This is a genomic window from Pseudomonas sp. Leaf127 (assembly GCF_001423155.1).
GTDB lineage: Bacteria > Pseudomonadota > Gammaproteobacteria > Pseudomonadales > Pseudomonadaceae > Aquipseudomonas > Aquipseudomonas ovata.
Genome location: NZ_LMOA01000001.1, coordinates 782,551 through 799,115, shown reverse-complemented (window position 1 = coordinate 799,115; position 16,565 = coordinate 782,551). Strand labels below are relative to the sequence as shown.

The 16,565-nt window shown below is 59.4% G+C and carries 14 protein-coding genes; 7 read left to right on the top strand and 7 right to left on the bottom strand.

Going from position 1 to position 16,565, the window contains the following annotated elements; all coding sequences use genetic code 11:
* Nucleotides 1-3: 3 nt before the first annotated feature.
* Nucleotides 4-2,772, bottom strand: a complete 2,769-nt coding sequence (locus ASF84_RS03610; RefSeq protein WP_162241240.1) for a polysaccharide lyase family 8 super-sandwich domain-containing protein — start codon at nucleotides 2,770-2,772, stop codon at nucleotides 4-6.
* Between the two features lie 308 nt (nucleotides 2,773-3,080).
* On the opposite strand from ASF84_RS03610, the gene ASF84_RS03605 reads away from it, so the two are divergent.
* The 4 genes from ASF84_RS03605 (at nucleotide 3,081) to ASF84_RS03590 (ending at nucleotide 8,225) form a co-directional block, all read left to right on the top strand.
* Complete coding sequence (locus tag ASF84_RS03605; RefSeq protein WP_056835258.1) at nucleotides 3,081-4,853, top strand: N-acetylglutaminylglutamine amidotransferase; 1,773 nt, start codon at nucleotides 3,081-3,083, stop codon at nucleotides 4,851-4,853.
* Nucleotides 4,854-4,856: 3 nt separating this feature from the next.
* Nucleotides 4,857-6,596: an N-acetylglutaminylglutamine synthetase gene (gene ngg / locus ASF84_RS03600; RefSeq protein ID WP_056835256.1), complete on the top strand. Its 1,740-nt coding sequence runs from the start codon at nucleotides 4,857-4,859 to the stop codon at nucleotides 6,594-6,596.
* A 96-nt stretch (nucleotides 6,597-6,692) separates the two neighbouring features.
* A complete protein-coding gene (locus ASF84_RS03595) occupies nucleotides 6,693-7,886 on the top strand; it encodes an osmoprotectant NAGGN system M42 family peptidase (protein ID WP_056835254.1) in 1,194 nt (397 codons plus the stop codon).
* Nucleotides 7,887-7,997: 111 nt separating this feature from the next.
* Nucleotides 7,998-8,225, top strand: coding sequence for a YheU family protein (locus ASF84_RS03590; RefSeq protein WP_056835252.1), 228 nt, complete (start codon nucleotides 7,998-8,000; stop codon nucleotides 8,223-8,225).
* Between the two features lie 6 nt (nucleotides 8,226-8,231).
* Here the strand turns inward: ASF84_RS03590 and csrA are convergent, their stop codons facing one another.
* Both csrA and ASF84_RS03580 read right to left on the bottom strand, forming a co-directional pair.
* Nucleotides 8,232-8,435 carry a carbon storage regulator CsrA gene (gene csrA, locus ASF84_RS03585; RefSeq protein ID WP_056835250.1) on the bottom strand — a complete coding sequence of 68 codons (204 nt, stop codon included), beginning with the start codon at nucleotides 8,433-8,435 and terminating at the stop codon, nucleotides 8,232-8,234.
* Between the two features lie 122 nt (nucleotides 8,436-8,557).
* The gene (locus ASF84_RS03580) at nucleotides 8,558-8,923 is read right to left on the bottom strand and encodes a DUF2784 domain-containing protein (RefSeq protein WP_056835249.1); all 366 of its coding nucleotides are present in this window, start codon (nucleotides 8,921-8,923) and stop codon (nucleotides 8,558-8,560) included.
* A gap of 295 nt (nucleotides 8,924-9,218) precedes the next feature.
* On the opposite strand from ASF84_RS03580, the gene ASF84_RS28290 reads away from it, so the two are divergent.
* Nucleotides 9,219-9,377, top strand: a complete 159-nt coding sequence (locus ASF84_RS28290) for a DUF3309 family protein (RefSeq protein WP_082481286.1) — start codon at nucleotides 9,219-9,221, stop codon at nucleotides 9,375-9,377.
* Between the two features lie 103 nt (nucleotides 9,378-9,480).
* Here ASF84_RS28290 and ASF84_RS03575 read toward each other — a convergent pair whose 3' ends face one another.
* The 3 genes from ASF84_RS03575 to ASF84_RS03565 all read right to left on the bottom strand — a co-directional run bounded on the left by ASF84_RS03575 (nucleotide 9,481) and on the right by ASF84_RS03565 (nucleotide 12,510).
* A complete protein-coding gene (locus ASF84_RS03575) occupies nucleotides 9,481-11,139 on the bottom strand; it encodes a cation acetate symporter (RefSeq protein WP_056835247.1) in 1,659 nt (552 codons plus the stop codon).
* Nucleotides 11,136-11,447 (bottom strand): DUF485 domain-containing protein, encoded by a 312-nt coding sequence (locus ASF84_RS03570; protein ID WP_056835245.1) that lies wholly within the window; start codon nucleotides 11,445-11,447, stop codon nucleotides 11,136-11,138. The genes ASF84_RS03575 and ASF84_RS03570 overlap by 4 nt, the downstream gene beginning before the upstream one ends.
* A 208-nt stretch (nucleotides 11,448-11,655) precedes the next feature.
* Complete coding sequence (locus ASF84_RS03565; RefSeq protein WP_056835374.1) at nucleotides 11,656-12,510, bottom strand: glycine betaine ABC transporter substrate-binding protein; 855 nt, start codon at nucleotides 12,508-12,510, stop codon at nucleotides 11,656-11,658.
* A 1,203-nt stretch (nucleotides 12,511-13,713) separates the two neighbouring features.
* Here ASF84_RS03565 and ASF84_RS03555 point away from each other — a divergent pair.
* Nucleotides 13,714-15,012, top strand: a complete 1,299-nt coding sequence (locus ASF84_RS03555; protein WP_056835372.1) for a serine/threonine protein kinase — start codon at nucleotides 13,714-13,716, stop codon at nucleotides 15,010-15,012.
* Nucleotides 15,005-15,817 carry an MlaA family lipoprotein gene (locus ASF84_RS03550; protein ID WP_056835241.1) on the top strand — a complete coding sequence of 271 codons (813 nt, stop codon included), beginning with the start codon at nucleotides 15,005-15,007 and terminating at the stop codon, nucleotides 15,815-15,817. The genes ASF84_RS03555 and ASF84_RS03550 overlap by 8 nt, the downstream gene beginning before the upstream one ends.
* 80 nt (nucleotides 15,818-15,897) lie before the next feature.
* Here ASF84_RS03550 and ASF84_RS28285 read toward each other — a convergent pair whose 3' ends face one another.
* Nucleotides 15,898-16,260: a DUF805 domain-containing protein gene (locus tag ASF84_RS28285; RefSeq protein ID WP_082481283.1), complete on the bottom strand. Its 363-nt coding sequence runs from the start codon at nucleotides 16,258-16,260 to the stop codon at nucleotides 15,898-15,900.
* Between the last annotated feature and the right edge of the window lie 305 nt (nucleotides 16,261-16,565).

The following is a 16,565-nucleotide window of genomic DNA, read 5'->3' as shown; positions in this document are numbered from 1 at the left end:
TGCTCAGGCCAGAGGGTAGGTACCGGTTACCGAACGGCCTTTTTCATCGCCCTGCGGCAGTGGCACTTCCAGGCGGCGAACCGGCAGGCCCTGCTCATCCACCGCCAGGACGAACGACAGCGTTTCGAGGGTCTGGCCGGGGTCCGAGCAGGTCAGGCGAAAATGCGTGTCTCCCGGCGCGTAAATGTAAGAACAAGGCTGCTCAGGGAAAAATATCCGCCCGCCAACGCCTCCCGGATCAGGCCGCTGGGGCTTGAAGAAAGTGCCCAGCACCCGATTGTCCAGGGCGATCACATGCACGTCGATATCGGGTCCTTTGACTGACCGGGACATCTGCGTCCAGTCAAAGCCATCAGCGGGCCGGACTTCATACAGGTAGCTGGCATCCTCGTACTCCGGATGATTGATCCAGAGTGAAAACACCTTGTGCTCAACGAGCGCCGGAGAGCCACTGGTGTTGATCTGCGACCAGGCGCCACTGCGCTTTTCTACCTGCAAGGTAATGCTGGGTGGCATCCATCGCACGCCGAAGATGTACAGCAAGCCGTCGTGCAACACTTGATGGATATTTGACGAGGTGATTGATTCACCCTCCAGCAACACGGATCTGTTGCCCTGGTAATCCCAGTACTGGACCTCCCCACGCGCCTTGCACTGATTGACGCTGGTGATCACCGGATGCGATTGCGGCGCACGGTTGATGCGTGAGCCAATGCAGTAAATCCGGTTATCGAGTGCGATCACCGTCTTGAGCGCATGGGTAACGTTGCCCCTGGACAGTTCCATGGACAGCACCGCGTTGTCGCCATCGCATGCACCGCCAGCAACGTCATGGCTGCCCCAGGCATTCTGCCCCCAGTTGATCAGCGGAAAGTCGAAGCCGGGCACTTGCTCGGCAGTGACCCCGGGCAGGCGCTGCCAGTCCCAGACTGGCTGGATGCCTTCGTACTCCAGGCCATCACGGCTCAAAAAGCAGGTGCCGGCGCCCATGTAATACCCCTTGAGGTTTTCTCCGTTGCCGCTCTCGCAACCGACCGTGCGGGTAGAGACCGCCTTGGCCCAGCAGCAGAACCCTGTCCCCAGATAGGCCAGGTAATCATTGACCCAATACAGCCGTGCGCCAAGGTAATGGCGATTGGCTGATTCGTCGCCGCTGGCGCGCCGGGTCAACTCTTCCAGTGCCCGCCTGCCGGGCTCATCGGCGTGAGGCAACAGTGCCTGGACCCAGGCGCTGTAACCGGGGCTGAGGTTGACGCCACGACTGATCGCCCGGCCACACACCTGAAAATCCAGGTGACGGGCGTAGCCCATCCAGCCAATGCCTTGCACCAGCACGTCGATCAACGCCTTCAAGGACGCCTCGGCCAAGGCAAACGCGCCGTTGAGCAGGGTCACGTTCTCGAAGATCCGTGACAGCAGAACCACCCCGTAACTGCCAGCGTACAGCTGGCTCAAGTAACGCTCCTGACGGAGCACATTGTGCTGACTGATGGAATGATCGACACTGATGCCATTACCGTGCTCCGCCCCGTCACGCGCCACCGGCAGGCACAAGCCGGACAAGGCATCGGCGGCGGCGCGAAGGTAGAGCAAGTACGGGTCACCTGCACCGTTCTTCCAGGCGCACAGGCTCCAGCTGATCTGGACACTGGCAAAGTCGGCCAGGTTGGCACCGCTCTGGACATGATTGAACGTGCTGGTGTTCTTCATCGCGTGCGGCACGAAGACATTCATCAACGCGTGCGGCTGCAGATGCCTGGCCAGTAGCAACCCTGTGGCACACGCCCGCCTTGCCAGGCCGATCTGTCGTTCCCACCAGTTGCTGGTCTGATAATCCTGCGTCGCATAGAAATCCAGCGCTTGGGCAGCACTGTTCAGGTAGCGGGCAGGCGACGGCACCGCTTGTTTGAACAGGTAGGCGGCGATGCGCTGGGTCCGCTCCAGATGCGTGGCCAACACAGTCGTATCACTGACCGGCTTGTCGTTGGGCGGATAGACAAGATCCTGATAGCGCCCCTCTGCGAAGCCTTGCAGCCAGCCATCGATCACTTCGGGGGCTGGTACGTTGCCGGCCAGGCGTGCGCCCAGGGTGTCATAGATCTGCGCAGCGCACGCCCGGGTGCTTTCGGACATGACGACTTCCCGCTGCACCCTTAACGTCAGGCCGACAGGCGCCCACAGGCGGTTACGGTAGCTGCTGCCGATCGGCGTGATGGTCTTGGTGTCCTGGTTTTTCTCCCCGGACCGCAGCAGGCCTGCCCGGGCATTGATGAAGTGGCTCAGGTGCACAGGCCAGGCATAACGCCCGCCCTGGCTGTCGGGCATGCTCCAGGTCAGCTCCTGATAGGTCACCTCACTGTTGGCGCTCGACAGTCGGCACGCGATGGAAGTCCCCGTCGGCAGCGAGCCGATCGAGCGGATTTCACCCAGGTCGGCCCAGCCCGCCAGGTTGCAGGCGGTGGACAGCACCACGCTGGAGGTGGTGCTCCGGGTCCAGAGAGTGTTCAGGTAGGTGCTGAACTGAGGCGTGAAACTGCCGTCGGCGCTCTGGGTGCCCGCGCGCAGGTGCGCGGCCGTGGCGTTGATGTGTCGGGCCAGGGCATGGGGCCAGCGATACAGCCCCAGGTCGGTGGCCGACGGCTCGAACTCGACCGTCTCGATCACGGCTTCAGTCTGGCTGTCGATGACCTTGATGTGCAGTTTTTCACCGGCGCTCAGCGCCCGCTCTGAAGAAATCCGTCCTGATGACGTCCATGTCACCGCGCTTTCCATGACCCGCTCCCTGGTTCTCTGGCCTGATTGACAAGCATGCAACTGAAGAGCGCTGCCAGGAAACTGGCAGTTATGCCAGGGTCTGCTGTGCCTGCATCGACCTGAAGCTGTCCGGGCGAAAAATGACCGTCAAGCTCGTCGAAACCCGATGACGAACGCTGCCCAGAGGGTCTCTCGATCAGCAAAAAACACTTGGCCAATCCTGCTTATAACCAGTTGATCTAAAACTCCTTCTTCTTCATTGGGTCAGTTCCTGAGTGGCCGCATTCAGGACGGTCACCTCCCCAACGGAAACCCGGTAAGGACTTATGTGCGGATTAGCAGGCGAGTTGCGTTTTGACCATCAACCAGCGGATCTTGCCGCTGTTGAACGAATCACCCATGAACTGGCGCCTCGTGGCCCGGACGCATGGGGCTTTCACAGCCAGGGGCCGATTGCCCTTGGTCATCGCCGTCTGAAGATCATGGATCTGTCCGACGGCTCGGCGCAGCCGATGATCGACAATCATCTCGGTCTGTCGCTGGCCTTCAATGGCGCGATCTACAACTTCCCCGAACTGCGTGCCGAGCTGGAAAGCCTGGGCTATGCGTTCCATTCCGGTGGCGACACCGAAGTCTTGCTCAAGGGCTACCACGCCTGGGGCAAGGACTTGCTGCCCAGGCTCAATGGCATGTTTGCCTTTGCCATCTGGGAGCGTGACAGCAAGCGCCTGTTCATTGCCCGCGACCGCCTGGGCGTCAAGCCGCTGTACCTGTCGAAAACCGACAAGCGCCTGCGCTTCGCTTCCAGCCTGCCGGCGCTGCTCAAGGGCGGCGACATCAGCGGCATGCTCGACCCGGTTGCGCTCAACCATTACCTGAACTTCCATGCCGTGGTGCCCGCCCCGCGCACGCTGCTGGCAGGCGTTGAAAAACTGCCGCCGGCCAGCTGGCTGATGATTGATGCCGACGGCAAGAGCGAGCAACAGGTGTGGTGGACGCTGCCTTATGGTCCGCATGAAGACGAGCGCAACCTGAGTTTCGAAGACTGGCGCGGTCGTGTACTGGACAGCACCCGCGAGGCCGTTGCGATTCGTCAGCGTGCCGCGGTGGATGTCGGGGTGCTGCTGTCGGGCGGTGTCGATTCCAGCATGCTTGTGGGCCTGTTGCGTGAGGTGGGTGCCGAGAACCTGTCGACCTTCTCCATTGGCTTTGAAGATGCCGGTGGCGAGCGTGGCGACGAGTTCCAGTATTCGGACCTGATCGCCAAGCACTACGGCACCCGTCACCATCAGTTGCGCATCCAGGAAAGCGAGATCATCGAGCAGTTGCCAGCGGCCTTCCGGGCCATGAGCGAGCCGATGGTCAGCCATGACTGCATTGCCTTCTATCTGTTGTCGCGTGAAGTGGCCAAGCACTGCAAGGTGGTGCAAAGCGGCCAGGGCGCCGACGAGCTGTTTGCCGGCTACCACTGGTATCCGCAAGTGGATGGTGCCAGCGACCCGGTGGCGGCCTACCGCGCCGCGTTCGTTGATCGCAGCTACGAAGAATATGCCGCCACCGTGCAACCGAAATGGCTGCTCGACCATGATGCCGCCGGTGACTTCGTTCGCGATCACTTTGCCCAGCCGGGTGCCGATGCCGCCGTGGACAAGGCGCTGCGCCTGGACAGCACGGTGATGCTGGTCGATGACCCGGTCAAGCGGGTCGACAACATGACCATGGCCTGGGGCCTGGAAGCACGTACGCCGTTCCTGGATTATCGCCTGGTCGAACTGTCGGCCCGCGTGCCTGCGAAATTCAAGCTGCCCAATGGCGGCAAGCATGTACTCAAGGAAGCGGCACGCCTGGTGATTCCGGCCGAGGTGATCGACCGCAAGAAGGGTTATTTCCCGGTGCCGGGCCTCAAGCACCTGGAAGGCAATACCTTGAACTGGGTACGCGAGCTGCTGCTTGACCCCAGCCAGGATCGCGGGCTGTTCAATCCGTCGATCGTCGACACCTTGCTGACCAACCCCAAGGACCAGCTCACACCTCTGCGCGGCTCCAAGCTGTGGCAACTGGCGGCCCTGAACCTGTGGCTGAGCGAACAAGGACTCTGAGTGATGAAATCCACTTACAGCCAGCGCCTGCTGCGACGCCAGTCGCCCTCCTATGAACGCTTGCAGGCGCAGTTTGCCGAAGACGGCAACCAGCCCGAAGGCGGGCCACTGGCCCTGCACTGCGGCTGGGGGCGACTGCTGGTCGGCCACACCTACCCGGAGCCGGCGGCGCTGGCCCAGGAATTGCTGAACGAAAAGCCCGGCGAACGCGACATTGCCTTGTACGTGGCCGCTCCGCAGCAGGTCCTGGCCCAGGCACCGCAACAGCTGTTTCTTGATCCGTCCGACACGTTACGCCTGTGGTTCAGCGATTATCGTCCGGCGCAGCGGGTGTTCCGTGGCTTTCGTATCCGCCGTGCGCAGAACGAGGCTGACTGGCAGGCTATCAATAATCTGTACATCGCCCGCGGCATGTTGCCCATCGACCCGGCCCTGCTGACGCCGCGCCACGAAGGTGGCCCGGTGTACTGGCTGGCCGAGGACGAGACCACCGGCGCGGTGATTGGCAGCGTGATGGGCCTGAACCACCTGAAGGCGTTTCACGACCCGGAAAAAGGCAGCAGCCTGTGGTGCCTGGCAGTCGACCCCAATTGCACCCGCCCCGGTGTGGGCGAGGTGCTGGTACGGCATCTGATCGAGCACTTCATGAGTCGTGGCCTGAGTTATCTGGATTTGTCGGTGCTGCATGACAACCAGCAGGCCAAGGCGCTGTATGCCAAGCTGGACTTCCGCACACTGCCGACGTTCGCCATCAAGCGCAAGAACGGCATCAACGAGCCGTTGTTCCTGGGCCCCGGCCCTCAGGCCGACTTCAACCCCTATGCGCGCATAATTGTCGAAGAGGCTCACCGCCGCGGCATTGATGTGCAGGTCGACGATGCCGATGCCGGCCTGTTCACGCTCAGCTACGGTGGACGCCGTGTGCGTTGCCGCGAATCGCTGAGCGACCTGACCAGTGCAGTCAGCATGACGCTGTGTCAGGACAAGAGCCTGACCCACCGTGCGCTGAAGGCGGCGGGCTTGAACCTGCCGGCCCAGCAGCGCGCGGGCAATGCCGATGACAACCTGGCGTTTCTGGAAGAACACAGCCGTGTGGTGGTCAAGCCACTGGACGGCGAACAGGGCCAGGGCGTGGCCGTGAACCTGAGTACGATCGAAGATGTGCAACAGGCCATCGAACGGGCCCGCCAGTTCGACACCCGGGTGATCCTGGAAAGCTTTCATGAAGGCCTGGATCTGCGCATCGTGGTCATCGGCTTTGAAGTGGTGGCCGCTGCCATTCGTCGCCCGGCAGAGATTCTGGGCGACGGTCGACACACCATCAAGCAGTTGATCGAAGCCCAGAGCCGTCGTCGTGCGGCGGCCACCGGGGGCGAAAGTCGTATTCCGATGGATGAAGAAACCGAACGCACGGTGCGTGAGGCCGGGTTCGACTACGACAGTGTCCTGCCCATGGACCAGCGCCTGGCCGTGCGCCGTACAGCCAATCTGCACACCGGCGGTTGTCTTGAGGATGTCACTGCCATTCTGCATCCGGTGCTGGTCGATGCCGCCGTGCGCGCTGCACGTGCGCTCGACATCCCGGTGGTTGGTCTGGACCTGATGGTGCCGGCCGCCGATCAGCCTGACTATGTGTTCATCGAGGCCAACGAACGGGTAGGCCTGGCCAATCATGAACCGCAACCCACCGCTGAACGCTTTGTTGATCTACTGTTTCCCCATAGCCTGCCCGTCCATAACTGACTGCAGCCTCAAGCGACACGCTGCAAGCCGCAAGTAGCCTGAATCGCTTGCAGCTTGTAGCTTCAAGCTTGCCGCTGCGCCGAAGGAGCCTCCACCATGCCTGATGCAAATATCCCTGATCCGGATCTGAATTATCTGCAGAAAGTCCTGCTGGAAATGCTCGCCATCCCCAGCCCGACCGGTTTCACCGACACCATCGTGCGCTATGTCGCCGAGCGCCTGGAGGAAATGGACATCCCTTTTGAGCTGACGCGACGCGGCACGATTCGCGCCACGCTCAAAGGCCGCAAGAACAGCCCGGACCGTGCGGTCTCGGCGCACCTGGACACCATTGGCGCGAGCGTGCGCGAGGTGAAGGACAACGGTCGCTTGTCACTGGCGCCCGTTGGCTGCTGGTCAAGTCGCTTTGCCGAAGGCAGCCGGGTCAGCGTGTTCACCGACACCGGCGTGATCCGTGGCAGTGTGCTGCCATTGATGGCCTCCGGGCATGCGTTCAATACCGCCGTCGATCAGATGCCGGTCAGTTGGGACCACGTCGAACTGCGCCTCGACGCCTACAGCGCAACACGGGCCGACTGTGAATCGCTGGGCGTGGGCATTGGTGACTTTGTCGCCTTCGACCCGCTGCCGGAGTTCACCGAGAGCGGCCATATCAGCGCTCGTCACCTGGATGACAAGGCCGGTGTAGCGGCCTTGCTGGCCGCCCTCAAGGCCATCGTCGACAGTGGCGCGCAGCCTGTGATCGACTGCCACCCGCTGTTTACCATCACCGAAGAAACCGGTACGGGCGCCGCCGGTGCCTTGCCGTGGGACGTCAGTGAGTTCGTCGGCATTGACATCGCCCCGGTCGCGCCCGGCCAGCATTCCAGCGAGCACGCGGTCAGTGTGGCCATGCAGGATTCCGGGGGGCCCTACGACTACCATCTATCGCGGCATCTGCTGCGTCTTGGGGTCGATAATGAATTGCCGGTGCGCCGCGACATATTCCGCTACTACTTCAGCGATGCCCATTCGGCCGTCACCTCCGGGCACGATATTCGTACCGCCCTGCTGGCGTTCGGCTGCGACGCGACCCACGGTTACGAGCGTACGCATATCGACAGCCTGGCCGCCCTGAGCAAGTTGCTCAGTGCCTACATGCTCAGCCCGCCGGTATTTGCCAGCGATGCGCAGCCAGGCAAGGCCTCGCTCGAAAGTTTCAGCCATCAACTGGAACATGAAACGCAAATGGAACCGGAAACCCGTGTACCCCCGGTGGACAGCCTGATCGGCCAGGGCCGCGAGGAGTAAAACAGCGGTCACCGAATCATTGCACCGCCCGGCGCGAGCCGGGCGGTGCAAGGCAGGTGCATGCCGATGCGCGCTGCACTATCATCCCCGGCCCTGCCGTGAGAGCCCTCCATGCTGATTCCCTACGACCAACTCGAACCTGAAACCCTGACCCGCCTGATCGAGGACTTCGTGACCCGCGACGGCACCGACAACGGTGACGAAACGCCCCTGGAAACCCGCGTGCTGCGAGTGCGGCATGCCTTGACCAAAGGCCAGGCGGTGATTTTCTTCGATATGGACAGCCAGCAGTGCCAACTGATGGCCCGTCACGAAGTGCCACGGGAAATGTTCGACTGACACGCCTCAGGCCGCTGGCGACTGCGGCCGTTCCTGCGGCTGCGACAAGGTGTTGGCAATGCGCCGGAACACTTCGGCGCGATGAATCTTGATGTGCTTGGGCGCTTCGAAGCCAAAGCGCACCTGATTGCCACTTACGCCGAGAATCTGCACGGTGATTTCATCGCCGATTGAAAACGTCTCACCCACTTCCCGCGTCAATACCAGCATAGGGCTGCTCTCTTGTTATCAAGTAAGCAGGCAGAGTGCCGCGCATGGCACAGTGCTTCAATGCGGCAAGGAAAAATCAGTCATGTCCTGCAAACCAGACGGATCTGACTGAAGGAAACGTCCTACCGACGCCGTAAACGCGTGAGCACCCATGCGTAGGCCAGCACATTGATCACCAGGACGACAGCCCCTAACCAGAGCTGGATGGACATTGTCAGACCAGCAGGATAGATCAGCGCAATGAGGTAGTGCTCGACGAAACCGCCTGCATAGCCCTGCTCGCCGGCTTGCTTGCGCAGGCTGTTTTCCAACGGTGTGAGCGGGCAGTACAAGTGCAGGAACTCCACGGCCATGCCCCATGCGGCTGCCGGCAGATGCACGATTGCCAGCCAGGGTTTCCAGGCCACCAGCAAGGCCCCGAACAGTACGAACAGGATAAATAACAAATGAAAGACAACCACCAGGTCGGCGGCCAGGCTGATCAACATGCGGGGGGTATCCTTGTCGGCGAAAACCAGTAAGCCAACGCAGATACCTGAGTACCCTACAAGTTCAATATTTCGTTGGCTTATTAAAAAGCCCCGAAGAGTACCTAACAGGCCAATAATTCAAAAAACCTTTTAAAAACAGTAATTTAAAAAATTGTAAAAAAATATTCATGACCCTTAGAACCTTTCGGAAATGCCCAGGGTCGGAGTATTCAAGAAGCCTGCAAACTTGATGCCTATCGGCTCAGGTATTGAAGGCGATCCTTGCCTCCACCATTGAAAGAAGGAACTCGTCATGGGCATCAGTACAATTCTTATCATCGTCTTGATCTTGCTGCTGGTTGGCGGTCTGCCTGTATTTCCCCACTCGCGCAGCTGGGGTTATGGTCCATCGGGTGTGGTCGGTACCATCCTGATCATTCTGCTGGTCCTGGTACTGCTGGGCAGGATATGAATCCAGGGAAGAAGTGAGGCCCATTCGCGCCTGACGCGAACGCCCACCCAAACGAAAAAAAGCAGCCCTCGGGCTGCTTTTTTCGTCATGCCAGGTTCAACCCTCAGTGCGAGACGGCACCGCTGGCGCCCAGGCCGGTTTGTGAGCGGACAAATTGTGGAACGAACAGCGCACGCTCGTCAGCGGCAGCCTTGGACTTGTCGGTGATCGAGAAGAACCAGATACCGACAAAGGCGATGATGATCGAGAACAGCGCCGGGTATTCGTACGGGAAGATCGGTTTGGGGTTGTGCAGGATCTGCACCCAGATGGTCGGACCGAGCACCATCAACACCACCGCACTGATCAGGCCCATCCAGCCGCCGATCATGGCGCCACGGGTGGTCAGGTTTTTCCAGTACATCGAGAGCAACAGCACAGGGAAATTGCAACTGGCCGCGATCGAGAACGCCAGGCCGACCATGAACGCGATGTTCTGGCTCTCGAAGGCGATACCCAGAATGATCGCCACGACGGCCAGGGCCATGGTGGTCATCTTCGACACACGGATTTCGTCTTTCTCGTTGGCCTTGCCTTTCTTGATCACGCTGGCATACAGGTCATGCGACACCGCCGAAGCACCGGCCAGGGTCAGGCCCGCCACCACCGCCAGGATCGTGGCGAATGCCACTGCCGAAATGAAGCCCAGGAACAGACTGCCGCCCACCGCGTTCGCCAGGTGCACCGCCGCCATGTTGTTGCCACCGATCAGGGCACCGGCGGCATCCTTGAACGCAGGGTTGGTGCTGACCAGCAGAATGGCGCCAAAGCCGATGATGAAGGTCAGGATGTAGAAGTAACCGATGAAACCGGTGGCGTAGAACACCGACTTGCGGGCTTCCTTGGCATCGCTCACGGTGAAGAAGCGCATCAGGATGTGTGGCAGGCCGGCGGTACCGAACATCAGCGCCAGGCCCAGCGAGAACGCCGAGATCGGATCTTTCACCAGACCGCCAGGGCTCATGATCGCCTCACCCTTGGGGTGCACGGCAACGGCTTGGGCAAACAGCTGGTTGAAGTCGAAGTTGACGTGCTTCATGACCATCAGCGCCATGAACGAGGCACCGGACAGCAGCATCACTGCCTTGATGATCTGTACCCAGGTGGTGGCCAGCATGCCGCCAAACAGGACGTACAGGCACATCAGGATACCGACCAGGATCACCGCCACGGTGTAGTCCAGGCCGAACAGCAGCTGGATCAGCTTGCCGGCACCGACCATCTGCGCAATCAGGTAGAACGCCACCACCACCAGCGAACCGCAGGCGGACAGGGTACGGATTTCCATCTGCTTGAGGCGGTAGGAGGCGACGTCGGCAAAGGTGTATTTGCCCAGGTTGCGCAGGCGCTCGGCGATCAGGAACAGAATGATCGGCCAGCCGACCAGGAAGCCGATCGAGTAGATCAGGCCATCGTAGCCAGAGGTGTACACCAGCGCGGAAATACCCAGGAAGGACGCCGCGGACATGTAGTCACCGGCGATGGCCAGACCGTTCTGGAAACCGGTGATCTTGCCGCCTGCCGCATAGTAGTCGGACGCCGATTTGTTTTTCTTCGACGCCCAATAGGTGATGTAGAGAGTGAACAGAACGAACGCCACGAACATGACGATCGCCGGAACGTTCAGCGGTTGCTTCTGCACGGCACCGGTGAGGGCATCGGCCGCCAGCAAGGCGGGCGCAAACGCTGCAAGACCAAGACCTGCCAGGAGACGACGGATCATTGCTGGATCTCCTTGAGCACGGCGTTGTTCAGGTCGTCGAACTCGCCATTGGCGCGGCGCACGTAGACACCGGTCAGGATAAAGGCGGTGATGATCAGGCCGACCCCGATCGGCATGCCCCAGGTGATGGTCGATGCAGGACTGAGCTTGGCGCCCAGGATATGCGGTCCATAAGCAATCAGAAGAATGAAGCAGGCGTAGATTCCGAGCATGATCGCCGAGAGAATCCAGGCGAAGCGTTCTCGCTTGGCAACCAGCTCCTTGAAACGCGGGTTGTTCTGTATCGTTTGATAGATGCTGTCGTTCATTGTTTTTGTCCTCGCAGCACGGAAGATATGACACAACTTTACTTTAGTCCGCTGCGGGCCCGACTCCAGACGACCTTAGTATTAGAACGACATTAATTACGCGAGCCTGGCCGAAATGGCCTGCCCCTGAAACGCAAAAAACCACCGGGCGCCAGCGCCAGATGGTTTTTGCAGGGCGGCCCGCAGGCCGCTTGAAGAGGGGGAAGTCTTACTTGGCGGTCCAGGCGGCAACACGCTCAGGGTTCTTGGCGACCCAGTCCTTGGCTGCAGCTTCGGGCTTGGCACCGTCCTGAATGGCCAGCATCACGGCACCGATCTCGTCCTTGGATTGCCACTGGAATTTTTTCAGGAAGGCGACCACATCAGGCGCTTTCTTTTCCAGGCTCAGGCTGCCGACGCTGTTGACGGTTTCGGCGGCGCCATACACGCCTTTAGGGTCTTCCAGGAAACGCAGTTTCCATTTGGCGAACATCCAGTGCGGCACCCAGCCGGTCACGGCAATGGATTCATTGCGTTTTTCAGCACGGGTCAGCTCGGCAATCATGCCGGCTCCGGAACTGGCCTGCAGTTTGTAGCTGTCCAGGCCGTAGTCCTTGATGGCCTGGTCGGTCTTGAGCATCACGCCGGCACCGGCATCGATCCCGGTGATCTTGTTCTTGAAGGACTCATCGGTCTTGAGGTCGGCAATGCTGATGGCCTTGACGTACTCGGGGACGATCAGGCCGATCTTGGCATCCTTGAAGTTGGGACCGTAGTCGACCACCTGGTCCTTGTACTTGGTCATGTACTCGCCATGAGTGCCCGGCAGCCAGGCCGACAGGATCATGTCCAGTTTATCGGTGGCTACCGCCTGCCACATGATCCCGGCGGCAACCGATTGCAGTTTGACGTCATAGCCCATCTTCTGCTTGAGCACTTCGGCGGCGACAAAAGTCGTGGCGACGCTGTCGGACCAGCCTTCGACATAACCGATGCTCACGGTCTTGGTTTCGGCACTGGCCAGCGTGGAGCCGGCAGCCAGCACCAGAGCGGCACCCGCCCCCAGGAGTTTGCGCATATTCATCATTACTTCCCCGGTAGAGTCCTGCACCGACAAAGGTCGGGCATCGTTGACGTTGTTCTCAAGGCCGCGCACCACGCCCGGAAACGGGGCCATGTGCGTCCTTCACGTTTCAAGCACTCTTGCGCGCAGTCAGAGGCACTGCATCGACCTGTTGATCATCTGCCCCATGGCTGAACCGACATGCTCTGTCAGCGACTCCCAGGCAACGGTAAACGACATCACAGAGCCATCAGCGACAAAGCCGAAAGAATCAACGCCGTAACATGGTGTCGTGCCGTGGACAGCCTTGTGTTTCGAGGCTTGCCTGAGGCGCCCTTTCCTGTAATTGCTGCGGTCATGCCACAACGTGCGCACTGCAGGATGGATCATTATCGAACGTTGCGCGACCCGACCCGAGGAAGAAACACAATGTGTTACCGGGCCTTGCGCTGACCAGGGGCCAACGGGTAACACGGAAACACACCAAGGCCAGAAACGACCTGCCTGCCGAGAGCTATTTTCTTAAGCGCTTGATTTAAAAGGATTTAAAAAAGTTGGCACAGCACCTGCTATATCTCAGGCACAACAAGAACAAAAACAAGCAGCAACCCAATAAAAACAAGACGTAACGGCTCTGACATAACAAGAACAACACGGACAGAGACGCAGCCAACTGATTTTTTTGGAGTCGATGGGCTTCACCGGGTCTTTTGCGGAAGACCACGCAACCTTGCACAGAACAATAAAACTACCTTCAGGTAGCACCGCACGGGTTGGATCAGGCTGTTGTGCAGACAGTCGATTGAAGCTGGGTCAGCGCTCAAAAAAATACGTTTGCTCTTGATCCCGTATGGGGACCAAAAGAATGCAGTGAAGGGTCAGCCGAAAAAAACAACAACAGGCCGCCCCATAAAAATAAAAAGAGCACGTAAAACCACTGGAAAGGGAGCCTTAGGGCTCCCTTTGTGCGTCTGGGCCCCGGATGATGCGGGCCCGACTTGAGCGGCTTTCGCGGCTGAAGGGGATCGCCACCCAGCCGCACCTGCGGTTGTGCGATTCAAGGCGTTTCTCAAAAAAAACGCACATCGCTACATTCCGCAAACGCGGGAGCGTGTATCGTTTCACCCATCTTACAAAGATCGCTTGCCGATGCGGCACTTTGGCAGCATGCCGAAGGTCATAGGCTGCGAACCTAACCTGCTCTTCTTTCCATGGGATTCAGTCATGCTCCGTCTCCTGCGTTTCGCTGCAGTCCTGGGTGGCCTCTGTATAAGTACGGCCGCCCTGGCGAAAACCGTCGATCCAGCCACTTACGGCTATCCGCTGACTAATCCGTTCGAAGCGACCATCGCCACAACGCCACCTGACCTGCGGCCCGACCTGCCGGCCGATGATGATATCGATCAGGACGATTACACCCTCAACCTGCACCCGGAACGCGAGTTCACGCTGCCCGACAACTTCTGGGCAGTCAAGAAACTACGTTACCGCCTGGCGAAACAGGATCACGCCGCCCCGCTGATCTTCCTGATTGCCGGCACCGGGGCGCCCTACAACAGCACGCTCAACGAGTTTCTCAAGAAGCTGTACTACGGCGCCGGCTACCACGTGGTGCAACTGTCGTCGCCCACCAGCTATGACTTCATGAGTTCGGCTTCGCGCTATGCCACCCCGGGCCTGTCCAAGGAAGATGCCGAAGACCTGTACCGGGTCATGCAGGCCATCCGCGCGCAGAATGCCGAGCTGCCGATTACCGACTTCTACCTGACCGGCTACAGCCTGGGCGCGTTGAATGCTGCGTTCGTCAGCAAGCTGGACGAAACCCGCCGCAGTTTCAACTTCAAGAAAGTGCTGCTGCTCAACCCGCCGGTCAACCTGTACACCTCGGTGTCCAACCTCGACAAGCTGGTGCAGACCCAGGTCAAGGGCGTCAACAACACCACCACCTTCTATGAGCTGGTGCTGGCCAAGCTGACCCGTTACTTCCAGCAAAAAGGCTACATCGACCTCAACGACGCCCTGCTCTACGACTTTCAGTTGTCGCGTGAGCACCTGAGCAACGAGCAGATGGCCATGCTGATCGGCACCTCCTTCCGCTTCTCGTCGGCCGACATCGCCTTTACCTCGGACCTGATCAACCGTCGCGGCCTGATCATTCCGCCGAAATTCCCGATCACCGAAGGCACCAGCCTGACCCCGTTCCTCAAGCGGGCCATGCAATGCGACTTCGACTGCTACATGACCGAGCAACTGATTCCGATGTGGCGCGCACGCACCGACGGCGGCAGCATGCTGCAACTGGTCAACCAGGTCAGCCTGTATGCCCTCAAGGATTATCTGCAAGGCAGCAGCAAGATTGCGGTGATGCACAACGCCGATGACCTGATCCTGGGATCAGGTGACCTGGGCTTCCTGCGCCAGACTTTCGGTGATCGCCTGACCGTATACCCGCATGGCGGGCATTGCGGCAACATCAACTACCGCGTCAACAGCGACGCCATGCTGGAGTTTTTCCGTGGCTAAACGTCTCTTGCTTCTGGCCGCCCTGCTGGCTGCCGGTACGGCGCATGCCGAAAAAACCGACATCTCCCATGCCACCAAGGATGAAGCCACGGTTGTGCCCCGGTACGATGCCGACGGGTTTACCCAGCCGCTCAAGGCGCTGAAGTTCAACCCGGGCCTGGACCAGCGTGAATTTGAACGTGCCTCGATCAATGCCCTGGAAGTCTTCGACCCGCTGGAGTCGTGGAACCGCCGGGTCTACCACTTCAACTACCGTTTCGATGAATGGGTGTTCCTGCCGGTGGTCGATGGCTACCGCTACATCACACCAGGCTTCGTACGCAGCGGCGTCAGCAACTTCTTCGGCAACCTGGGCGACGTCCCCAACCTGGTCAACAGCCTGTTGCAGTTCAAGGGCCAGCGCTCGTTGCAGACCACCGGCCGCCTGCTGCTGAACACCACGATCGGCGTGGCCGGCCTGTGGGATCCGGCCACCCTGATGGGCCTGCCACGCCAGAGCGAAGATTTCGGCCAGACCCTGGGCTTCTATGGCGTACCGGCAGGCCCTTATATCGTGCTGCCGTTGTTTGGTCCTTCCAACCTGCGCGACACAGGCGGGCTGATCTTCGACGTCGCCGCCGAAGCGCAGATCAACTTCCTCAATGTGGCCCAGGTCAGCAGCGACCACCCGGAAATCCTGTTGTTGCGGGCGATCGACCGCCGCTACACGACCAGCTTCCGTTATGGCCAGATGAACTCGCCGTTCGAGTATGAAAAGGTCCGCTACGTGTACACCGAGTCACGCAAGTTGCAGATTGCCGAGTAAGTTGGCGGCGTCATGAAAAAAGGCCAGGCCGGGAAACCGGACTGGCCTTTTTTACAGGTACAACAATGTCGCTGCTCGAATCAACGCCCCGGCACAGGCCCAAAGCGGTTATTTCCATCGGTGCCCGGCTGAAACAGAAGCACCAGCACAATCACAGGCCCGATCAGAGGAACAAGGCTTAAAAAGAACCATCCGCTACTGCGGTTCGAATCGTGAAGACGACGCACACTCAGGGCGAGATTGGGCAGGCAGTTCAGCACCAGAAAGAGCATGACGCACGGCCCTGCCCCCCAATCGCTGCTGTACCAGCCGTTGCTCACATCCAGAAAGACCAGTGCACTTGATGCGACCAGCAGGAAGAGAAAGTAAATGCCAATTTCACGAATACTTGAACGCCCTTCGAAGTCAAAAGAACGTTTATAAACACTCAGAATGGATCTCATTTCAGGCTCCCGGCATGAGGCTTTGATGAAGACAAAGGCACTTCTTTCAAACCTTTGACCGAAGCCGAGCAATATAGGGACACATAAAAATATAGATGTCGGACGAAGCAACAAAACCTGTAGGAATTATCTGTAAACTTCACGATTCATATAAACAAATCAATGCGATTAAGCTGGCTAACGTAAATCGACGTTACCCAACCAGAACAATCGTGAAATTCGATTGATTTATCAAGAATTTCAAACCCATCCATCAACCCAATCCGCTTACCATGCTCCCCATCGCCACTTGATAAGGAGCGCCC

What these genes read in the sequence shown, in the direction of transcription:
- csrA (WP_056835250.1), bottom strand. Translation starts at nt 8,435, where the DNA reads ATGCTGGTATTGACGCGGGAAGTGGGTGAGACGTTTTCAATCGGCGAT.
- ASF84_RS03610 (WP_162241240.1), bottom strand. Translation starts at nt 2,772, where the DNA reads ATGGAAAGCGCGGTGACATGGACGTCATCAGGACGGATTTCTTCAGAG.
- ASF84_RS03595 (WP_056835254.1), top strand. Translation starts at nt 6,693, where the DNA reads ATGCCTGATGCAAATATCCCTGATCCGGATCTGAATTATCTGCAGAAA.
- ASF84_RS03580 (WP_056835249.1), bottom strand. Translation starts at nt 8,923, where the DNA reads ATGTTGATCAGCCTGGCCGCCGACCTGGTGGTTGTCTTTCATTTGTTA.
- ASF84_RS28290 (WP_082481286.1), top strand. Translation starts at nt 9,219, where the DNA reads ATGGGCATCAGTACAATTCTTATCATCGTCTTGATCTTGCTGCTGGTT.
- ASF84_RS03605 (WP_056835258.1), top strand. Translation starts at nt 3,081, where the DNA reads ATGTGCGGATTAGCAGGCGAGTTGCGTTTTGACCATCAACCAGCGGAT.
- ASF84_RS03555 (WP_056835372.1), top strand. Translation starts at nt 13,714, where the DNA reads ATGCTCCGTCTCCTGCGTTTCGCTGCAGTCCTGGGTGGCCTCTGTATA.
- ASF84_RS28285 (WP_082481283.1), bottom strand. Translation starts at nt 16,260, where the DNA reads ATGAGATCCATTCTGAGTGTTTATAAACGTTCTTTTGACTTCGAAGGG.
- ASF84_RS03570 (WP_056835245.1), bottom strand. Translation starts at nt 11,447, where the DNA reads ATGAACGACAGCATCTATCAAACGATACAGAACAACCCGCGTTTCAAG.
- ASF84_RS03575 (WP_056835247.1), bottom strand. Translation starts at nt 11,139, where the DNA reads ATGATCCGTCGTCTCCTGGCAGGTCTTGGTCTTGCAGCGTTTGCGCCC.
- ASF84_RS03565 (WP_056835374.1), bottom strand. Translation starts at nt 12,510, where the DNA reads ATGAATATGCGCAAACTCCTGGGGGCGGGTGCCGCTCTGGTGCTGGCT.
- ngg (WP_056835256.1), top strand. Translation starts at nt 4,857, where the DNA reads ATGAAATCCACTTACAGCCAGCGCCTGCTGCGACGCCAGTCGCCCTCC.
- ASF84_RS03590 (WP_056835252.1), top strand. Translation starts at nt 7,998, where the DNA reads ATGCTGATTCCCTACGACCAACTCGAACCTGAAACCCTGACCCGCCTG.